This window comes from Halomonas koreensis, assembly GCF_031451675.1.
GTDB lineage: Bacteria > Pseudomonadota > Gammaproteobacteria > Pseudomonadales > Halomonadaceae > Halomonas > Halomonas koreensis.
Genome location: NZ_JARWAK010000003.1, coordinates 123,659 through 141,127 on the forward strand (window position 1 = coordinate 123,659; position 17,469 = coordinate 141,127).

Below are 17,469 nucleotides of genomic sequence, written 5' to 3' on the forward strand. Positions count from 1 at the left end.
CGGCAGGGCCAAGCCGGTGTCGTCACACCCCTCAGGTGCCGATACCCGAAGCGGAGCCGGCATGATGAACGCTACCGACCCTTCCTTTGAGGCGGCCGTGCCCGTCCACCTGACGCTGAACGGCATCCCGGTCACCGCCGAGGTCGCGCCCAACGCCATCCTGCTCGACGTGTTGCGCGATCGGCTGGGGCTGACCGGCACCAAGAAGGGCTGCGATCACGGCCAGTGCGGGGCCTGCACGGTGCACCTCGATGGGCGGGCGATCAACGCCTGCCTGCGCCTGGCCGTGATGTGCGAGGGCCAGGCCATCACCACCATCGAGGGGCTGGCCCAGGAAGGCCGGCTGCATCCTGTCCAGCAGGCCTTCCTCGACCATGACGCCTTCCAGTGCGGCTACTGCAGCCCGGGGCAGATCATGTCCGCGGTGGCGCTGCTCGCGGACCCGCGCGTCCCCGGCGATGTCGGCTCGGTGCGCGAGGCGATGAGCGGCAACCTCTGCCGCTGCGGCGCCTACCAGAACATCCTCGCGGCGATCCAGGATGCCCGCCTGCGCCTGCAAGGCCAGGAGGGCGACGAGGCATGAGGACCTTCGCCTACGCCCGGGCCGACAGCGTCGCGCGCGCGGTGGAATGCCGCCGGGACGACCCGGCCGGCGCCTTCGTGGCCGGCGGCACCACCCTGCTCGACCTGGTCAAGCTCGACGTCATGCGCCCGTCCCGGGTCATCGACATCAACGCCCTGCCGCTGAAGGGCATCGAGCGCCTCCACGACGACCGCCTGCGCATCGGCGCCCTGGTGACCAACACCGATCTCGCCTACCACCCGGACGTGCTCGCCGATCACCCCCTGCTGTCCCAGGCGATCCTGGCCGGCGCCTCGACCCAGGTGCGCAACATGGCCACCACCGGCGGCAACCTCATGCAGCGCACCCGCTGCCCCTACTTCCGCGACCCGGCCGCGGCCTGCAACAAGCGCGAACCGGGCAGCGGCTGCGACGCCCGGCGCGGCATCAACCGCATGCACGCCGTGCTCGGCGGCAGCGAGCAGTGCGTGGCGGTGCATCCCTCCGACCTGTGCGTGGCCCTGGCCGCCATCGGCGCCACGCTCACCCTGAGCGGGCCGCGCGGCGAGCGCGAGGTCGATGTCGCCGACTTCCACCGCCTGCCCGGCACGACACCGCATCTCGAACACGACCTGGACGACGAGCTGATCGTCGCCGTCACCCTGGCGCCGCCGCTCAAGCCGCTGGGCACGGCCTACGTCAAGCGGCGCGATCGCGCCGCCTTCGAGTTCGCCCTGGCCTCGGCCGGGGCCATGCTGTCGCTGGACGAGGGCCTGATCGGCGAGGCGCGCCTGGCGCTGGGCGGGGTGGCCACCAAGCCCTGGCGCTGCCACGCGGCCGAGGCGCTGCTGGCGGGCAAGCGCGCCGACACCGCCGCCTTCGAGGCGGCGGCGGACCTCGCCCTGGCCGATGCCGCGCCGCTCGCCCACAACGCCTTCAAGATTCCCCTGGCCCGCCAGGTCATCGTGCGGGCGCTGCGCGACGCCGCCCGGGCCCATCGGGAGGACGACGCATGAGCGCCAGCCCCGAGCATCGTGTCGTCGGCCGGCGCACCCCGCGCGTCGACGGCGAAGCCAAGCTGACCGGCCGCGCCGACTATACCGTCGACCATCGCCTCCCGGGCATGCTCCACGGCTATCCGGTGCCGGCGAGCATCGCCCACGGCACCCTCGAGACGCTGGATCTCGACGCCGCCCGAGCCATGCCCGGCGTGGTGGACATCCTCCACCACGGGCACTTCCCCGACCTGCGTCGCTCGCCCAACAGCATGCGCCAGGGCAACGCGGTCAGCGAGGTGCGCCTGCCCTTCGAGGACGACCGCATCCACTACCACGGCCAGTACCTCGCCCTGGTGGTGGCGGAGACCCTCGAGCAGGCACGGGCCGCGGCCTTCCGGGTGGAGGCCCGCTATCACACGGACGCGGGCACCGTGGCCGGCCTGGCGGCCGGCGACGCCGAGGGCGACGAGGTCCGCCACTACACGCGCGGCGAGCCCGAGCTCGCCTTCGGGATCGCCCCGGTGATCCTCGACGCGACCTACACCATGGCCGCCGAGAGCCATGTGCCCCTGGAGCCGCACGCCACCCTGGCCGAGTGGCGCGAGGGAGGCCAGCGCCTGGTCGTCCACGAATCGACCCAGGGCGTCTTCTACCAGCGCAACGCCCTGGCGTGCATCTTCGACCTGTCGCCGGAGCGGGTCGAGGTGATCTCGCACTACATCGGCTCGGGCTTCGGCAACAAGCTGTTCATGTGGCCGCATGCCGTCGCCACCGCCGCGGCCGCGCGGATGCTGGGCCGCCCGGTCAGGACGGTGCTGCCCCGCCAGCAGGACATGATGACCACCGGCCACCGCCCCGCCTCGCGCCAGCGCATCCGCCTCGGCGCCGAGCTCGACGGCAGCCTGACCTCGATCCAGCACGACAGCGTCACCGAGACCTCGATGGTCGACCGCTACATCGATGCCTGCGGGGGCGCCACGCCCAGCGCCTATGCCTGCGACAGCGTCTCCACCCGCCAGCGCATCCTCTCGGTCCATCGCGGCACGCCCTGCCCGATGCGCGCCCCGGGCGAGGCATCCGGCCTGTTCGCACTGGAGAGCGCCATCGACGAGCTGGCCGTGGCCCTCGACATGGACCCGCTGGCCCTGCGCCTGAAGAACGACGCCCATCAGGATCCGCGCAGCGGCCTGCCCTGGTCGAGCAAGCACCTCGACCGCTGCCTGGAAAGCGCGGCCGAACGCTTCGGCTGGGCCGCGCGGGATCCCGGCATCGGCGCCATGCGCGACGGCGACGAGATCATCGGCCAGGGCATGGCCGCGGCCACCTGGTTCGCCGCGCGCCAGCCCTGTGCGGCCCGGGTCACGCTGCGCGCCGATGGCACCGTGCTCGCCGCCTGCGGCACCCAGGATATCGGCACCGGCACCTACACCATCGTCGCCCAGACGGTGGCCGAACTTACCGGCGTGCCGGTCGAGCGCGTCGAGGTCCGGCTGGGCGAGACCGACCTCCCCGCCGGCCCCCTCTCCGGCGGATCGATGACCACCGCCTCCACCCTGCCGGCCGTCGCCGCCGCCACCCGCGACGCCCTGGCGGCCCTCCGGAAGGTCGCCACCGGGCCCGGGGGCGCCTTCGAGGGGCTCGACCGCGACGCCCTCGGGATCGAGGCCGGCGCCCTGGTGGCCGAGGGCCGCCGGGCGGACTTCGCCGAGGTGCTCGGGCGTCACCACCTCACCGACATCACCGGCGAGGGCAGCGCCGCGCCGGGGGACGAACGCCAGGCCTACAGCTTTCGCTCCTTCGGCGCCCACTTCGTCGAGGTCCGCTGGGACCCGGGCATCTCCCGGCTGAGGGTGGCCCGGGTGGTCAGCAGCATCGACGTCGGCCGCGCCATCAACCCCGTCGCCGCTCGCCACCAGGTGGAGGGGGCGATCATGATGGGCATCGGCATGGCCCTGCTCGAAGGGCTCGACTACGACCCGCGCGACGCCCGGCTGATCAACGCCAACCTCGCCGACTACCGCATCCCGGTCCACGCCGACACGCCCGAGCTCGACGTCGAGCTGCTCGACTATCCGGACTACCGCTTCAACGAATTCGGCGCCCGCGGCATCGGCGAGATCGGCCTGACCGGCATCGCGGCGGCCATCGCCAACGCCGTCCATCACGCCACCGGCCAGCGCCTCCGGGAGCTCCCGATCACCGTGGAGGCGCTGATGGACAGGCCTTAGCCGTTGGCCCGTCTCGCCGCCGCCAGCGAGCGCCGCGCCCAGTCCCGCGCCAGCTCGAGATCCTCGAACAGCACCTCCGGCGCCTGGTAATAGGACAGCTTCACCACCCTGCCCTGCCGCACATACTCGAAGGCGGGAAGCCCCTCGCGCTCGAAGTCCCCGACGTTCAGCGCATCCGCCTTGAGGTACAGCACCTCGTCCGCCACCAGGGCGAACATCGCCCCGTCATGATAGATGCCGTACCCGCCGAACATCCGCCGCGCGGCGATCGGCCCTAGCAGCGCAAACACATCCTGCAGATACTCCGTGTACTCGCTCATGGCCCTCACGCTCCCTGCCAGCCACTACCGACAGGCTATCGTCCCACGCCAGCGCCCGGGGTGCGATGCAAGGGAGGATGCGTTGAAGACTGTAGAAGGCGCCATCCCGGCTGGACGCTATAGTGGGGCCAAGAAAGCTTAGGCGAGACGAATGCCGGCACGAGCCTGGGTCACCCGGCCTCCGGAATCGCCCCAAGGGGCCTCCCCGCAAACGCGGTATGCTCGTTCAACCGTGTTATGCAGCCGGCACGATGATCGATGTTATGCTGCCGAGCTATACTTAGCCACCTTGGGTTTCAAGGAGATAGAGCGTGGATGGTATGCGGTATAACCCGAATGAACGTGCCAGCTCGTTCAAGTCAATAATGAGTTGGCAGTCTAATACCTGTTAGGCAATCAATGAGGCCCAAGTTCTAATGAAAGCTTTGTTTATAGGTGCGGGAGCAACATATGACTGCGGAATGCCTCTTGTTTGGGAATTAACTGCCGAAATAAGGCGTTGGTTAACTCCCGAAAAAATTATTTCATCTAATGAAAATTGGAAGTCCCAAGGTGGCGGATGGCATAATGATGTTGTCTCACTCCTTGTGTCTCTATTAGAAAACAAGAATTTACATTATGAAAACATCATTGGTGCTATAGAGGTAGAGTGCTCGAGGGAGCGAGATCAGAGTAAGAGGCAGAGCTACTATGCGGCGCTTGGTTTTGTACTTCAAGCTGTATATGGCCTTCTTATGGAACGTCAGGTAAAAAACACTCATTATGCGTTAGCAGCACTGGAGGATTTTTCATCGATCAAGGAAATGTCTCGTAATAACAAGCCACTTTGGGTTTTCTCCTTAAATCATGATTGCATAATTGAGATGTTAGCGCTCAAATGTGGTATACCATTAAAGTCTGGCTTTAATGAAGAAGTCAGTATTCCTATGAAAACTGCTAACGGCTCAATACGTAGCTTCCCCTTTGAGCGGTTAAGTCGTAAATCCATTGAAGAGAATCAATACAGTTTCTTTGGTCACGGTGAGTTTGGGATTAATCTAATTAAGCTGCATGGTTCTTTAGATATATTTGGTCAAGATGACGAGCTTAACTATCTAAAAATAAGCGCAATTGGAAATAATCCAGAATCCCTGTCTTCCCAGATCCAGATTTTAAATCAAATCAACCAAGATATTGCGGTTCGAGATGGCGTCGTATGTACGAATGAGAATATTTATGAGGATGAAAACGGCGAAATTCAGTTTCTAAGGAAAAGCCTGTTATCGGGGGCTCATAAGTTCACAAAAAAACTGAGCCAGATAGCGCCATCTGAGTTTCTTTCTCTTTTCCGAGGTAATCTAAACTATGCCGATGAGCTCATTTGTATAGGGTATAGCTTTGGAGACAAGCACATAGATGATCATATAGTTGATTGGCTTTCCTTCTCGGCCACACGAAAGCTGACCATTGTTAATCCAGGCATCAATGTCTGCCCTGAGAGAATGAAGCATCTGTCTGGGCAGGTGGAATGCAAGCCGATAGGGGCTTCTGATTACTTTACGCAGCTGAGTGATAAAAAATCCACCGTGCTTAAGGATATGCTGCGAAAAGCTAGGTCTGTAGCTCGTGAAAAAATCAAACGAGAGTTGACAGGAAATGCCTAACAATCGCAGGCACGGGGACAAAGTTTCCGCTGCGCTCCAACTTTGCCCGTGCTGCGGGCGTTATAGCTTAGGAGCTTAAATGGATGTAGCGGATTTCTGGCAACCCTTTGAGAAAGAAATCTCAACATTTGATGAGTTGGTTGAGGTTATCAACAAGCTAGCAGAGCGTTCTCAGAAAAGAGGCATCCAGTTTGCGTGGCGTGGCTTGGTCTGCGCAGATTGGGCTCTCCATAGTTCGCTATATCGCCGAATGGTTCTCACCAAAGGAGGCACGCTAAAGGAAAAGGAGTTTGCCTCTGAGGAAGATAAAATCTTGGTTAACCTGCATCGCTGGGGTCTTCATTGGTCCGACCAGTCAGGTCGGCTATCGATTCTAAACCAGCTTGCGATGCTGCAGCACTATGGCGCACCTACCAGACTCGTTGATATTACCTTTAACGCATGGATAGGGGCATGGTTTGCTGTTGAAAAGAAGTGGGACAACGGACGGCCAGTGATGGAGGAGTCCGATGCTCGTTTGTTCGCCATTGATGTGACCGACAGGTTGATTAACGAAAACGCTGAATGGAGGCAATGGGAGGACTCGCTGGTGAGGCCATGGGGGAAGTCCTATGCCCCTCAAATTGATAAGCATTTTTGGACTACCAACGTTTTTGCGTGGAAGCCACCCAACTTAGATGGTCGAATAGCCGCTCAGAATGGTGGTTTTTTGTTCGGTGGAGTTGCTGGCTCAATTAAACCAGACGGGAAAAGGTTTCAATTCCCCAAAGGGGATCAAAATGGGTTCTGGAATATTGAGGATGCACACAAAGCATGTTGCCTTGCATTGCGGCCCCATAAATTTGACCCAAAGCATGGTGGTGTAACCACTGGAGCTCTCTACACATTCCGAATCAAAGCTTCAGCCAAAAAAGAGATTCGGCATCGGCTGGAAAAGCTCTTCGGCTACACACATGCGACGATTTATCCAGACTACACTGGATTTTCGTCATTTGGCGTTTCGCATCTTAAAGCCAGGCCATAACAAATGGCTGTTGTCGGACGCACCTACGCTTGCGCTCCGGTACGCCGCAAAGCCAAGCGTTAAATGGAATCAGAAATGGATTCTTTTCAAGAAATCAAGTCTTTAGAACTGGAGTTGGTAGATCCCGAAATTCGAAAGAATGTTACTCGTCTTCAGGAGCTGCTATCAGATGACTTTCTTGAGTTCGGCAGCTCCGGAATGGTGATCCGTAAGCGCGACATATTAGACTGCGCCGACACTCCGAGCGCAACCACCTATCAGCTCAGTGATTTCGAATTTAAAACATTGGGAAATGAGCACATATTGGTTACGTATCGATCGGTAACATCAGATCGAGAAATAGCCAATCGAAGTTCTATCTGGGTAAAGCAAGATGGTCGTTGGCAAATGCTGCATCACCAATCCACCGTAGTGCCCAGCGCCATTTAAAAGGCGCCATCACGCGGATCAATTTTCCGCTTGCACTCCACCCCCGGTGTAGCGGGCGATAAAAACCTAGAGGACCCAATGTCTGATATTGCTCAAACACCAGAACCTCCGTATTACGCGGTTATTTTTAGTAATCACCGTACTGAAGGGGATCATGGCTACGCCGAAATGGCGGATCGTATGGTGGAGCTGGCTTCCGAGCAGCCTGGTTTCTTGGGCGTGGAATCCGTTCGTGATGGCTTGGGTATCACGGTGTCCTATTGGGAAAGCCTCGACGCGATCAAAGAATGGAAACGCAATTCTGAGCACCGAGAGGCGCAACGGATGGGACATGCAAAATGGTATTCAGCGTTCAAGCTTCGAATCGCCAAGGTTGAGCGCGACTATGGGATTTAGCCAATGACTCAAGCCGATCGACACTCCGCTTCGCTCTGTACCGGCGGCTTATCCCAGGCGGTTAGCTGACTCAGGGAGGCACAATGGAGCCACTTTGGATGCCAACCCCAACTGCCCGGGTAGCTCAAGGACGATAAGGCATTTGATAAAAGCCATGCGCTTCCGCGCATTTTTTCGGAATAGAGAGGGGCTTCCCGCCGGGGATCAGCCACACCGGTTTCTATATGGCTGGCGTCTTCCGTGATCGCAACGCGGGTGCCGTGGCATTCCTTGCTGACTCGTCGCCTGGGCCAGCACCTCCCAATCCTCCGACGCCCTCCACGCCGCCGCCACCGCGGCCACCGGGGAGTGGGGCGGCGACGACATGGGAACAGTGGCTTGATGGGGGCTAAGCTAACAGTGCGCTTCAGCGTGACGCCGGAGCCACGCGGCGGTTCCGGCGTGGCCGAGTTCTATCGTTGTGCTGCACAAGCAGGGGTCGCGATGGATATTGTCGCCCCGACAGGAAGCGTTGTCGTATCAACCGGACCACGTCTCGCGTACCGCGATGTCGGTGAAGGTGAGCCTGTGCTCCTGATTATGGGCGTTGCCGGGTCGCTCGGGTTATGGACCCCGCTCGAGCCGCCGCTTGCTGAAACCCGCCGCATCATTTCGTTCGACAATCGAGGCCTCGGAAGCTCGGAGCGCGGACGGGGAGAGATCAGTGCCGCCGGCATGGCCGATGATGCCGCCGCAGTGCTCGACGCCCTTGGCATCGAGCGGGCACACGTCCTCGGCTGGTCACTCGGCAGTGCCGCGTGTCAGGAGCTCGCGCTGAGACACCCGGACCGCGTCGGCTGCCTCGTGCTGTACGGGACATGGGCACGCCGCGATGGCTTCCAGACCGCGATGCTCACGGGGCTGCGGTCCACGTGGAGCACCGGCGACATCGAAGCCGCCCTCACGGCGTCGGGGGTCCTCTTCTCTCCTCGGCTCCTCAACTCACCGGACTTCCAAGCCATATTCAAGCCCTTCGTGCCCCTTTTCCCGCAGACGCCGGAGCAAGTGCGGGTGGTCGGTGAACAGTGGCAGGCTGCCTTTGCTCACGACACGCTCGCCCGGCTGCCGGAGATTGAAGCACCGACCCTGGTGCTCTCTGGCGAGCAGGATCTTCTCACTTCACGCTGGCAGTGCGAGGAGGTGGCGAACGCGATAGAGGGTGCGGAGATTGCGCGCATCGACGGTCCCGGCTCGAGCCACGCGCTGCATTTCGAACGCACCGAGGAAGTCACGAAGGCGGTATCTGAATTTCTCGACCGGCACCCCCTCCGATGAGCTTCGACCTGGACGGTCGATGAATGCTACCCGACTCAGGGGTAGGGACTCCTGATATCGCCCGTTCGGCAACACCTATTGGGCATCCTCCTCGGAGCAATGATGATGTCGGCCAGCGCCGATGCGGCAAACCGCGATTCCGTGGCGTTGCGCTCAACGCCGCGCTCCGCGCCTGGCCTGCCGCCTTTGGCGCCGGATGTGGCGCCGATCGAAGGCGCCGCGCCTCAGGGAGCGTGATGGACGACGCGGCGACGGAGGAGATTCGAGTCGGGCTCCAGGCGCCGCCGCCATTAGCCGCCGCCCCGCCTTTCTGGCACTATCCCATGCCATCGTTCGAGACCGACCAAGGAGCCCCATGAGCAGAGAGCTGGATGCCTTCGAGCAGACCATGCACCAGGAGATCGACAACTTCCTGAAGGCGGAGCCCGGCAGCGCCAAGCGGCCGGCCCGGCCCGAGCCGGCCGCGGAGAAGTCGACCGCACGGCCTTCGGCCAGCGAGGTCCGCACGGGCCACATCGTCAAGCTCGCCGTGCGCACCAAGCAGCTGGAGATGGACACCGCGTTCGAACACCGATCCTCCAGCATCTCCAAGCTCGAGGCGCAGCTGGAAGCCGAGAAGGCCGCCCGCCAGGCCGGCTATCCCATCATCGGCCATGTGATCGACATCCAGCGGCTCTGAGCGCCACGCCCACCCTGGCCAGAGCTGCGGCCGAACGCCGCGGCCCGCTTGTCGAGCCGCCCCGGCGCGCATAGAATGCCGCGCCATGCCACACGCTCGTCCCTTCATCCTGATGCTGGCCATTCCGGTGGTCCTGATACTGGCACTGGCCGGCGCCATTTTCGGCGGCCAGGTCATCGCCGACAGCCGCCTCGACGGCAGGATCCAGCAGGCCCTGGCCACCGCCCTCGACACCTCGAGCGAGATCGAGCTTCGCCACCTGCAGGAAGTGCAGTACGGCTATGGCATCTGTGGCCTGTACCGCACGGCCGACTCGGAGGAGGGCTACGCTTCCTTCTTCTACGATACCGCCGCCGACCGCCTCACGCTGGATATCGACTCGCGCCGCTACAAGTCGCACTGCAGCCTGTCGGCGATCTGTTGACGGCCGACCACGCCCCCGACCGGAGCCCCACGATGCCGATCCGCGATACCCTGACACGCCTCCCTCGCCGGCTGGCCGGGAGCCTGCTGGCCCTGCTGCTGTCGTCGGGCGCCGCCCAGGCCGCGGATCTGGACGTCTCGGAGGCGCGACTGCGACTGATGCCGGGCGACCTGCCGGGCGCCGGCTACTTCCAGCTGCACAACACCGGCGACGAGGCCGTGACCCTGGTGGGCGCCGACAGCGAGGCCTACGGCAAGGTGATGCTGCACATGACGGTGAGCGAGGACGGCATGTCCAGCATGCACGCGGTCTCCGAGCTCGAGGTGGCCTCGGGCGATACGCTCGAGTTCGCCCCCAGGGGCTATCATCTGATGCTGATGAAGCGCGCCCATCCCCTCGCCGTGGGCGACGAGGTCGAGGTGACGCTCGAGTTCGCCGGCGACCGACGCCTTCCCGTCACCTTCGACGTGGTTTCACCCAGGTCCCTGTAACATGAGAGCGTCCATGCCCACCGCCCTCTGCAAGTGGTGTCTTCCGCTGGTGGCCTCGCTGTGGCTGGTCGGCTGCAGCGACCAGAACTGGCGGACCACGGACATCTCCGAGATCATGCCGCGGCTCGACTTCACGCTGGTGGACGAGAACGCCGAAACGGTGCAGGCCGAGCAATACCTCGGCAAGCCGACGGTGCTGTATTTCGGCTACACCCACTGTCCCGATGTCTGCCCGAGCACCCTGTCCCGCCTCTCCGCGGCGACCCGCCGGCTCGATGAGGCCCTGCGCGACGAGCTCCAGGTGCTGTTCGTCTCGGTGGACCCGACACGCGACACGCCCGAGGTCATGGATCGCTACACGGAGGCGTTCGGTCCGCAGTTCATCGGCCTGACGGGCGACACCGCCCGGCTCGATGCGCTGACCAACCGCTACCGCGTCAGCTACGAATACGGCGACGGGTTTCCCGACGCCAGCTACGACGTCACCCACTCGAGCGCCGTCTTCGCCTTCGACCGTCAGGGCCAGGCGCGGCTCCTGATCCGCGACAGCGATCCCCTGGACAACGTGGTCGCCGACCTGCGGCGCCTGGCGGCGCAGGGCTGACCACCGGCCATCGACGCCCCATGCCGCCTGCCGGCACGGGGCGCGACGCTTGCCCCTGTCGCCCCCCGGCCGAGACCCGCTACGCTGCCAGCAGACACCCCGCCAGGACAGCGTCCATGCATATCGGCATCCTGACCCTGACCTTCGCCCTGCCCGGCTGCGCCTCGCTCAAGGAGAAGCGCCAGCGCATGGGCGGCCTGCACGAGCGCTTCGGCCGCAACCCCGCGGTGGCGGTCTGCGAGAGCGGTGAGCGCAACCGCCTGACCGTCAGCGAATGGAGCTTCGTGGTGGCGGCACGCTCGGTGGCGGAGGTGGAATCCCTGTGCAGCGAGATCGAGGACAAGCTGCAGTGCGGCGTGGACGGCCGGGTCCTCGAGGCGAGGCGCGAGATGCTGTGAGCGGCCGGCGGGCGCGCCCCCGCCGGCCGCTCACGTCGCCTGCAACGCCCGCTCTTCCTTGCGATGCCGCAACGGCGAGATGCCGAAGCAGCGCTTGTAGTCGCGACTGAACTGCGACACGCTGCGATAGCCCACCGCCTCGGCGGCCTGGTTGACGTTGCGGGCCTCCTGGACGAGCAACTGCTGGGCCTTGATCAGCCGCAGCCGCTTCAGGTACTGCAGCGGCGATGCCTGGGCGACCCGCTTGAAGTGCTGATGGAAGGTCGAGGGGCTCATGTTGGCCTGGCGGGCCAGAGCCTCCACCGAGACCTCCTCCGCATAGTGGGCATGCAGGTGCGACAGCACCTGGACGATCCGCGAGTAGTGCCCCTGATGCTGCACCAGGGCACGCAGCGCCGGCCCCTGCTCGCCGCGCAGCGCCTCGAAGACCACGTCGCGCACCCGCTGCGCCCCCATGGCGGCGATCTCGGCGGGGTCGTGCAGCGTCCGCAACAGCCTCACCACCGCCCCCTGCATGCCGTCGGTCATCGACACCGACGCCATGGGCACGGGCGCCTTCTCGTCATCCGCGTCACGTTCGCCCATGGCGGTCACCAGCTCGCCCAGCAGCGCCGGCTCCAGGCGTATCGACACGCCGAGCAGCGGCGACTCGGGCGAGGCATGGGTCTCGCACTCGAAGGGCAGCGGCAGCGTCTGCACCAGGTACTGGCCGGGGCCGTAATGGATCTCGCGGTCGCCGAGGTGACCGATCTTGTAGCCCTGGGCGACGATGATCAGGCTCGGCTCGTACATCAGCGGCGTGCGCGCGACCGGCCGTCGCACCGCCATCAGCGTGACCGGCGACAGCGGCGTCGGGGTGTAGCCGTCACGCTCGACCAGGGGCGCGATCAGCTCGATCAGGGGACATGCATGGGCGTTCGAGACTTGCATCCAGGGTTCCTTTGGTCGAGGGCCGGCAACACGATCGTGACCAATTCGGCGGGGCGAAAGCCCGAATCAGGCTATCACGCACAGGAACAGGCAAGAATGCCGGAGGAACCTCGGTCCTCACCGGCGAGCCCTGCCGCCATAATGTGCCCGTCTCGCCACGAGATCACGGCGTTCGACGAGCCGAGTCCCTGCGCCGACGTTTCGTCGGAGGCGGCGCCGCGCCACCGGCCGATTATGACGATTTCCCGGACATTTGGAGCCAGCGCGCATGGCCTTTCGCAGGAATGCGCAAGAATGCCGGAGAAACGGCGGTCCCTGGCCGCGGCTTCGCTTCCCATAATGTCGACACCCCCGTTTCCCGCACATCGAGAGGAGTCTCGCTTCATGAGCCAGACCCGTGCCTATGCGGCCTTCGCCGCCGATCGGCCCCTGATCCCCTACCCCTTCGAGCGCATGGACAGGGGCGACGTGCGCTACCGCTTCGTGATCGACATGGCCTCGCTCAAGGCCTGATGCCCCGCCGGCCGCGGCCGGCGACGTCAGGAGATGCTCATTCACCGGCCACGACGCGACGCGCTAGGCTGATCTCGCGCCGCCACCAGATTCCAGGAGGGAAAGACACATGCAGTCACGCTACTTCACCATCACCGACCATCCCCAGGGCACCCCGGCACCGGAGCTGTTCGCCCTGCGCGAGACCGCGCTGCCGGCGCTGGCCGAGGGCGAGGTGCGGGTGCGCAACACCTGGCTGTCGGTGGATCCCTACATGCGCGGCCGCATGAGCGGCGTCACCACCTATATCGAGCCCTTCGAGCTGAACGCCCCCCTCGAGGGCGCCGCCATCGGCGAGGTGATCGAGTCCCGCGATGCGGCCTTCCCGGTGGGCAGCCGGGTCCGCCACATGGGCGGCTGGCGGGACGTCGCCCAGCTGCCCGGCGACCGGCTCGAGCCGCTGCCCGCCTACCGGGTGCCGGAACAGGCCTACCTGGGCGTGCTGGGCATGCCCGGGATGACCGCCTGGACCGGCCTCAATCGCATCGCCGAGATGCAGGAAGGCGACAACGTGCTGGTCAGCGGCGCCGCCGGCGCGGTGGGCTCGCTGGCCGTGCAGCTGGCCAAGGCCAGGGGCGGCACCGTGGTCGGCATCGCCGGCTCGCAGGACAAGCTCGACTGGCTCGAGTCCCGGGGCGTCAAGGCGGTGAGCTACAAGGGCCGCGACGCCGCCCAGCTCACCGAGGCGCTGCAGGCGGCCTGCCCCGAGGGCTTCGACGTCTACTACGAGAACGTCGGCGGCACCTGCCTGGAGGCGGCGCTGAACACCCTGCGGGTCGGCGCGCGCATCGCGGTCTGCGGCATGATCGCCCGCTACAACGAGGCGGCCCCCAGCGCCGGCCCCGGCAACCTGGCGATGCTGCTGATCCGCCGCGCCCGCATGGAAGGCTTCATCGTCTTCGACCACTGGGCCCACTACCCGCAGTTCCTCGAGGCGGTCGGCCCGCAGGTCGAAAGCGGCCGGATCGACTACGAGGAGACCGTGGAAGACGGCCTGGAGCGGACCCCGGACGCCTTCCTCAAGCTGTTCGAGGGCGCCAACCGCGGCAAGATGCTGGTGCGCCTGTGAACCGGCCGGGCCCGGACGTAGCGGCGGTGATCCTGGCCGCCGGGGCATCCCGGCGCTTCGGCGCCGAGGACAAGCGCCGGGCCCGGCTGCCGTCGGGCCAGACGCTGCTGGCCGCGACGGTGGCCCGCGCCGCGGCGGCCTTCCCGCGCCTGCGCGTGGTACTCCGCCACGACGACGATCCCGCCGCCCTGGGCCTGGCCCCCGGGACGCCGCTGATCCGCGCGCCCCATGCCGCTGACGGGCTCGGCGCCAGCCTCGCCGATGCCTTCGCCGCCCTGGCCGGGGACGCCGAGCTCGCCGGGGTCGAAGCCGCCGCCGTGCTGCTCGGCGATATGCCGGCCCTGGCCCCCGAGACGCTGACACGGCTCGCGGATCACGCCACGCCAGCGCGCATCGTGCGCCCCCGCCATGCCGGCCGCCCGGGCCACCCGGTGCTGTTCGGCCGCGACTTCTGGGGCGAGCTCACCGGCCTCGACGGCGACCAGGGCGCCCGCGGCGTCATCGCCCGCCACCGGGACCACTGCCTCGAGCTGGAGGTGGACGATCCCGGCATCCATCTCGACATCGACGCGGCCGCGGACCTGGCCACCCTGCCGTCCGCCGGGAAGCCATAGGCGGCGTCCCGAGGGCGCCGACTACACTGACCCGCAACGCCGAGAACGACAAGGAGAGCGACCGTGACGACCCTGACCATCAACGGGCAGACCCACGAGGTCGATGCCCCGGACGACATGCCCCTGCTGTGGGCGATCCGCGATCTCGTCGGCTTTACCGGCACCAAGTACGGCTGCGGCCGCGGCCTGTGCGGCGCCTGCACCGTGCATCTGGACGGCCAGGCGACCCGCAGCTGCATCACCCCGGTATCCGCCGTGGGCGAGCGCGAGATCACCACCATCGAGGCCATCGCCGACGACCCCGCCGGGGCCAGCGTGCAGCGGGCCTGGCGCGAGCTGGACGTGGTCCAGTGCGGCTACTGCCAGTCCGGCCAGATCATGTCGGCCACCGCGCTGCTGCGGGGCAACCCGGCGCCGGATGACGCCGCCATCGACGGCGCCATGAGCGGCAACCTCTGTCGCTGCGCCACCTATGTACGGATCCGCGCCGCCATCCATCAGGCGGCGGAAACGCTCGGCCAGGAGGTGTCCTGATGCACGTATTGGCGAAACGACAGGATCGGCAGGGCGCCGCGAGCCCGCTGCGCATGGTCAACGTCAGCCGGCGCGGCTTCATGAAGGGCGCCTCCGGGCTCGCCCTGGGCCTCTACATGGCGCCGCTGCTGGGCCGCGGTGGCGGGGCCCGGGCCGCCGACGACGGCGGCGAGTTCGCCCCCAACGCCTTCGTGCGGGTGACGCCGGACGGCGAGGTGGTGGTGATCGCCAAGCATATCGAGATGGGCCAGGGCACCTACACCGGGCTCGCCACCCTGGTCGCCGAGGAGCTGGACGCCGACTGGGCGTCGGTGCGCGTCGAGGGCGCCCCCGCCGACACCCAGCGCTACCAGAACCTCGCCTTCGGCATCCAGGGCACCGGCGGCAGCACCTCCATCGCCAACGCCTTCGAGCAGATGCGCAGGGCCGGCGCCACGGCGCGCGCCATGCTGGTGGCGGCCGCGGCCGAGCGGCTCGGCGTGTCGCCGGGCAGCCTGGGCGTGAGCCGCAGCCGGGTCATCCATGAGGCCTCCGGGCGCGAGCTCGGCTTCGGCGAGCTGGCCGAGGCCGCCGCCGGTCGGCCGGTGCCCGGCGAGGTCCGGCTGAAGTCCCCCGAACGGTTCACGCTGATCGGCAGGCAGTGGCTGATGCGCAAGGACGGCCCGGCCAAGACCGACGGCAGCGCCCGCTTCACCCAGGACGTGCAGCTGGACGGCATGCTGATCGCCGTGCCGGCGCATCCGCCGCGCTTCGGCAGCCGGCTGGCCGGCGTCGACGACAGCGCGGCGCTCGCGGTGCCGGGCGTGGTGGCCAGCGTGCGCTTCCCCTCCCCGACCCGCGGCGGCGAGCTGGTCGCGGTGCTGGCGAGCAACACCTGGGCCGCCATCAAGGGCCGCGACGCCCTGACCCTGGAGTGGGACGACAGCCAGGCCTTCACCCTGGGCAGCGAGGCCCTCGAGGCCGACTACCGCGAGCGCGCCGGCCGACCCGGCGACCCGGTCACCGCGCGCGGTGACGCCGCCGCGGCGCTGAACGAAGCCGAACGGGTCATCGAGGCCGACTACGTGGTGCCCTACCTGGCCCACGCCGCCATGGAACCGCTCAACTGCGTGGTCGAGCTCGGCGACGATGGCTGCACCATCCACAACGGCGAGCAGTGGCAGACCATGGACCAGCAGCAGGTGGCCCGGCTGCTCGGCCTGGAGCCGGAGCGAGTCACCATTCACCAGCTCTATGCCGGCGGCAGCTTCGGCCGGCGCGCCAACCCCGTCAGCGACTACGTGCTGGAGGCGGTGGCGATCGCCAAGGCCGCCCGCGACCAGGGCCAGGACGCGCCGATCAAGATGGTCTGGACCCGCGAGGACGACACCCGCGGCGGCCACTATCGTCCCTTCAACTATCACCGCGCCCGCCTCGCCCTGGACGCCGACGGCAACCTGACCGCCTGGCACCAGCGCCTGGTCGGCCAGTCGATCATGACCGGCACGCCGATGGAGTCGATGCTGGTCGAGGACGGCATCGACCCCACCTCGGTGGAGGGCATCGCCGAGCTGCCCTATGCGGTGCCGGCGCTCAACGTCGAGCTGCACACCCCAGGCGACATCGGCGTGCCGGTGCAGTGGTGGCGCTCCGTGGGCCACACCCATACCGCCTTCTCCACCGAGAGCCTGATCGACGAGGCCGCCGCGGCGGCGGGCCGGGATCCCTACCGCTACCGTCGCGAGCGGCTCGATGCGCATCCGCGCTGGCGCGGCGTGCTCGACCTGGCGGCCGAGAAGGCCGGCTGGTCGACCCCGCTCGAGGCGGGCGACGAGGGCGTGAGGCGCGGCCGCGGCATCGCCGTCCACCAGTCCTTCGGCAGCTATGTGGCCCAGGTCGCCGAGGTCTCGGTGGCCGGCGACGGCAAGCTCGCGGTCGACCGGGTGGTGTGCGCCGTGGACTGCGGCCTGGCGATCAACCCGGACATGATCCGCGCCCAGATGGAAGGCGGCATCGGCTTCGCCCTGGCGGCGGCGCTGCACAGCGAGCTGACCCTCGACGAGGGCCGGGTGCAGCAGTCCAACTTCCATGACTTCCAGGTGCTGCGGCTCGACGAGATGCCCGAGATCGAGGTGCACATCGTGCCCTCGGCCGAGGCTCCGACCGGGGTCGGCGAGCCCGGCGTGCCGCCGCTCGCCCCGGCGGTGACCAACGCCATCCACGCCGCCATCGGCCGGCGCATCCGCCGGCTGCCGATCGGCAACCGGCTCGAGGCTTGAGC

Annotated in this window: 20 protein-coding genes; 18 read left to right on the forward strand and 2 right to left on the reverse strand. The window is 66.1% G+C overall.

Annotation, left to right across the window (positions count from 1 at the left end; translation table 11 throughout):
* The first annotated feature begins 61 nt into the window (after nt 1-61).
* Genes QC818_RS04925 through QC818_RS04935 form a run of 3 tightly spaced genes read left to right on the forward strand, consistent with a single transcriptional unit; the run spans nt 62 to nt 3,788 of the window.
* On the forward strand, nt 62-583 hold the full coding sequence (locus tag QC818_RS04925; protein WP_309651730.1) for a (2Fe-2S)-binding protein: 522 nt from the start codon (nt 62-64) through the stop codon (nt 581-583).
* Complete coding sequence (locus QC818_RS04930) at nt 580-1,578, forward strand: FAD binding domain-containing protein (RefSeq protein WP_309651731.1); 999 nt, start codon at nt 580-582, stop codon at nt 1,576-1,578. Before QC818_RS04925 ends, QC818_RS04930 begins: the two co-directional genes overlap by 4 nt.
* Nucleotides 1,575-3,788: a xanthine dehydrogenase family protein molybdopterin-binding subunit gene (locus tag QC818_RS04935; protein WP_309651732.1), complete on the forward strand. Its 2,214-nt coding sequence runs from the start codon at nt 1,575-1,577 to the stop codon at nt 3,786-3,788. Before QC818_RS04930 ends, QC818_RS04935 begins: the two co-directional genes overlap by 4 nt.
* Here QC818_RS04935 and QC818_RS04940 read toward each other — a convergent pair.
* Nucleotides 3,785-4,108, reverse strand: coding sequence for a TfoX/Sxy family protein (locus QC818_RS04940; protein WP_309651733.1), 324 nt, complete (start codon nt 4,106-4,108; stop codon nt 3,785-3,787). The two genes, QC818_RS04935 and QC818_RS04940, sit on opposite strands and share 4 nt — an antisense overlap.
* 416 nt (nt 4,109-4,524) lie before the next feature.
* Between QC818_RS04940 and QC818_RS04945 the strand changes: the two genes are divergently transcribed.
* From QC818_RS04945 to QC818_RS04990, 10 genes are all read left to right on the forward strand, one after another.
* On the forward strand, nt 4,525-5,751 hold the full coding sequence (locus QC818_RS04945; protein ID WP_309651734.1) for a hypothetical protein: 1,227 nt from the start codon (nt 4,525-4,527) through the stop codon (nt 5,749-5,751).
* A gap of 79 nt (nt 5,752-5,830) precedes the next feature.
* Nucleotides 5,831-6,775 (forward strand): FRG domain-containing protein, encoded by a 945-nt coding sequence (locus QC818_RS04950; protein ID WP_309651735.1) that lies wholly within the window; start codon nt 5,831-5,833, stop codon nt 6,773-6,775.
* A gap of 75 nt (nt 6,776-6,850) precedes the next feature.
* Nucleotides 6,851-7,204 carry a nuclear transport factor 2 family protein gene (locus QC818_RS04955; protein WP_309651736.1) on the forward strand — a complete coding sequence of 118 codons (354 nt, stop codon included), beginning with the start codon at nt 6,851-6,853 and terminating at the stop codon, nt 7,202-7,204.
* 78 nt (nt 7,205-7,282) lie between these two features.
* Nucleotides 7,283-7,600 (forward strand): antibiotic biosynthesis monooxygenase family protein, encoded by a 318-nt coding sequence (locus tag QC818_RS04960; protein WP_309651737.1) that lies wholly within the window; start codon nt 7,283-7,285, stop codon nt 7,598-7,600.
* A 441-nt stretch (nt 7,601-8,041) separates the two neighbouring features.
* Nucleotides 8,042-8,914, forward strand: a complete 873-nt coding sequence (locus QC818_RS04965; protein WP_309651738.1) for an alpha/beta fold hydrolase — start codon at nt 8,042-8,044, stop codon at nt 8,912-8,914.
* A gap of 355 nt (nt 8,915-9,269) precedes the next feature.
* Entirely contained in the window at nt 9,270-9,593 is a 324-nt protein-coding gene (locus QC818_RS04970; RefSeq protein ID WP_309651739.1) for a hypothetical protein, read from the forward strand.
* A gap of 85 nt (nt 9,594-9,678) precedes the next feature.
* On the forward strand, nt 9,679-10,017 hold the full coding sequence (locus QC818_RS04975; RefSeq protein ID WP_309651740.1) for a hypothetical protein: 339 nt from the start codon (nt 9,679-9,681) through the stop codon (nt 10,015-10,017).
* Nucleotides 10,018-10,049: 32 nt separating this feature from the next.
* Complete coding sequence (locus QC818_RS04980; protein ID WP_309651741.1) at nt 10,050-10,508, forward strand: copper chaperone PCu(A)C; 459 nt, start codon at nt 10,050-10,052, stop codon at nt 10,506-10,508.
* 13 nt (nt 10,509-10,521) lie between these two features.
* Nucleotides 10,522-11,112 carry an SCO family protein gene (locus tag QC818_RS04985; protein ID WP_309651742.1) on the forward strand — a complete coding sequence of 197 codons (591 nt, stop codon included), beginning with the start codon at nt 10,522-10,524 and terminating at the stop codon, nt 11,110-11,112.
* A 116-nt stretch (nt 11,113-11,228) separates the two neighbouring features.
* Nucleotides 11,229-11,510: a DUF503 domain-containing protein gene (locus QC818_RS04990; protein ID WP_309651743.1), complete on the forward strand. Its 282-nt coding sequence runs from the start codon at nt 11,229-11,231 to the stop codon at nt 11,508-11,510.
* Nucleotides 11,511-11,540: 30 nt separating this feature from the next.
* On the opposite strand, the gene QC818_RS04995 is transcribed toward QC818_RS04990, so the two are convergent.
* Nucleotides 11,541-12,440 carry an AraC family transcriptional regulator gene (locus QC818_RS04995; protein ID WP_309651744.1) on the reverse strand — a complete coding sequence of 300 codons (900 nt, stop codon included), beginning with the start codon at nt 12,438-12,440 and terminating at the stop codon, nt 11,541-11,543.
* Nucleotides 12,441-12,824: 384 nt separating this feature from the next.
* Between QC818_RS04995 and QC818_RS05000 the strand changes: the two genes are divergently transcribed.
* The 5 genes from QC818_RS05000 (at nt 12,825) to QC818_RS05020 (ending at nt 17,467) form a co-directional block, all read left to right on the forward strand.
* Nucleotides 12,825-12,953: a hypothetical protein gene (locus QC818_RS05000; protein ID WP_309651745.1), complete on the forward strand. Its 129-nt coding sequence runs from the start codon at nt 12,825-12,827 to the stop codon at nt 12,951-12,953.
* A gap of 109 nt (nt 12,954-13,062) precedes the next feature.
* Entirely contained in the window at nt 13,063-14,061 is a 999-nt protein-coding gene (locus tag QC818_RS05005; RefSeq protein ID WP_309651746.1) for an NADP-dependent oxidoreductase, read from the forward strand.
* The gene (locus QC818_RS05010) at nt 14,058-14,675 is read left to right on the forward strand and encodes a nucleotidyltransferase family protein (protein ID WP_309651747.1); all 618 of its coding nucleotides are present in this window, start codon (nt 14,058-14,060) and stop codon (nt 14,673-14,675) included. The genes QC818_RS05005 and QC818_RS05010 overlap by 4 nt, the downstream gene beginning before the upstream one ends.
* Before the next feature lie 63 nt (nt 14,676-14,738).
* Entirely contained in the window at nt 14,739-15,209 is a 471-nt protein-coding gene (locus QC818_RS05015; protein ID WP_309651748.1) for a (2Fe-2S)-binding protein, read from the forward strand.
* On the forward strand, nt 15,209-17,467 hold the full coding sequence (locus QC818_RS05020; RefSeq protein WP_309651749.1) for a xanthine dehydrogenase family protein molybdopterin-binding subunit: 2,259 nt from the start codon (nt 15,209-15,211) through the stop codon (nt 17,465-17,467). Before QC818_RS05015 ends, QC818_RS05020 begins: the two co-directional genes overlap by 1 nt.
* The last annotated feature ends 2 nt before the right edge of the window (nt 17,468-17,469 follow it).

Bases quoted from the DNA above. Each gene is read 5' to 3' on its own strand.
- QC818_RS04975 (WP_309651740.1), top strand. From the start codon at position 9,679: ATGCCACACGCTCGTCCCTTCATCCTGATGCTGGCCATTCCGGTGGTC.
- QC818_RS04955 (WP_309651736.1), top strand. From the start codon at position 6,851: ATGGATTCTTTTCAAGAAATCAAGTCTTTAGAACTGGAGTTGGTAGAT.
- QC818_RS04925 (WP_309651730.1), top strand. From the start codon at position 62: ATGATGAACGCTACCGACCCTTCCTTTGAGGCGGCCGTGCCCGTCCAC.
- QC818_RS04990 (WP_309651743.1), top strand. From the start codon at position 11,229: ATGCATATCGGCATCCTGACCCTGACCTTCGCCCTGCCCGGCTGCGCC.
- QC818_RS04970 (WP_309651739.1), top strand. From the start codon at position 9,270: ATGAGCAGAGAGCTGGATGCCTTCGAGCAGACCATGCACCAGGAGATC.
- QC818_RS04980 (WP_309651741.1), top strand. From the start codon at position 10,050: ATGCCGATCCGCGATACCCTGACACGCCTCCCTCGCCGGCTGGCCGGG.
- QC818_RS04930 (WP_309651731.1), top strand. From the start codon at position 580: ATGAGGACCTTCGCCTACGCCCGGGCCGACAGCGTCGCGCGCGCGGTG.
- QC818_RS05020 (WP_309651749.1), top strand. From the start codon at position 15,209: ATGCACGTATTGGCGAAACGACAGGATCGGCAGGGCGCCGCGAGCCCG.
- QC818_RS04940 (WP_309651733.1), bottom strand. From the start codon at position 4,108: ATGAGCGAGTACACGGAGTATCTGCAGGATGTGTTTGCGCTGCTAGGG.
- QC818_RS04985 (WP_309651742.1), top strand. From the start codon at position 10,522: ATGCCCACCGCCCTCTGCAAGTGGTGTCTTCCGCTGGTGGCCTCGCTG.
- QC818_RS04960 (WP_309651737.1), top strand. From the start codon at position 7,283: ATGTCTGATATTGCTCAAACACCAGAACCTCCGTATTACGCGGTTATT.
- QC818_RS04935 (WP_309651732.1), top strand. From the start codon at position 1,575: ATGAGCGCCAGCCCCGAGCATCGTGTCGTCGGCCGGCGCACCCCGCGC.
- QC818_RS04995 (WP_309651744.1), bottom strand. From the start codon at position 12,440: ATGCAAGTCTCGAACGCCCATGCATGTCCCCTGATCGAGCTGATCGCG.
- QC818_RS04950 (WP_309651735.1), top strand. From the start codon at position 5,831: ATGGATGTAGCGGATTTCTGGCAACCCTTTGAGAAAGAAATCTCAACA.
- QC818_RS05005 (WP_309651746.1), top strand. From the start codon at position 13,063: ATGCAGTCACGCTACTTCACCATCACCGACCATCCCCAGGGCACCCCG.
- QC818_RS04945 (WP_309651734.1), top strand. From the start codon at position 4,525: ATGAAAGCTTTGTTTATAGGTGCGGGAGCAACATATGACTGCGGAATG.
- QC818_RS05000 (WP_309651745.1), top strand. From the start codon at position 12,825: ATGAGCCAGACCCGTGCCTATGCGGCCTTCGCCGCCGATCGGCCCCTG.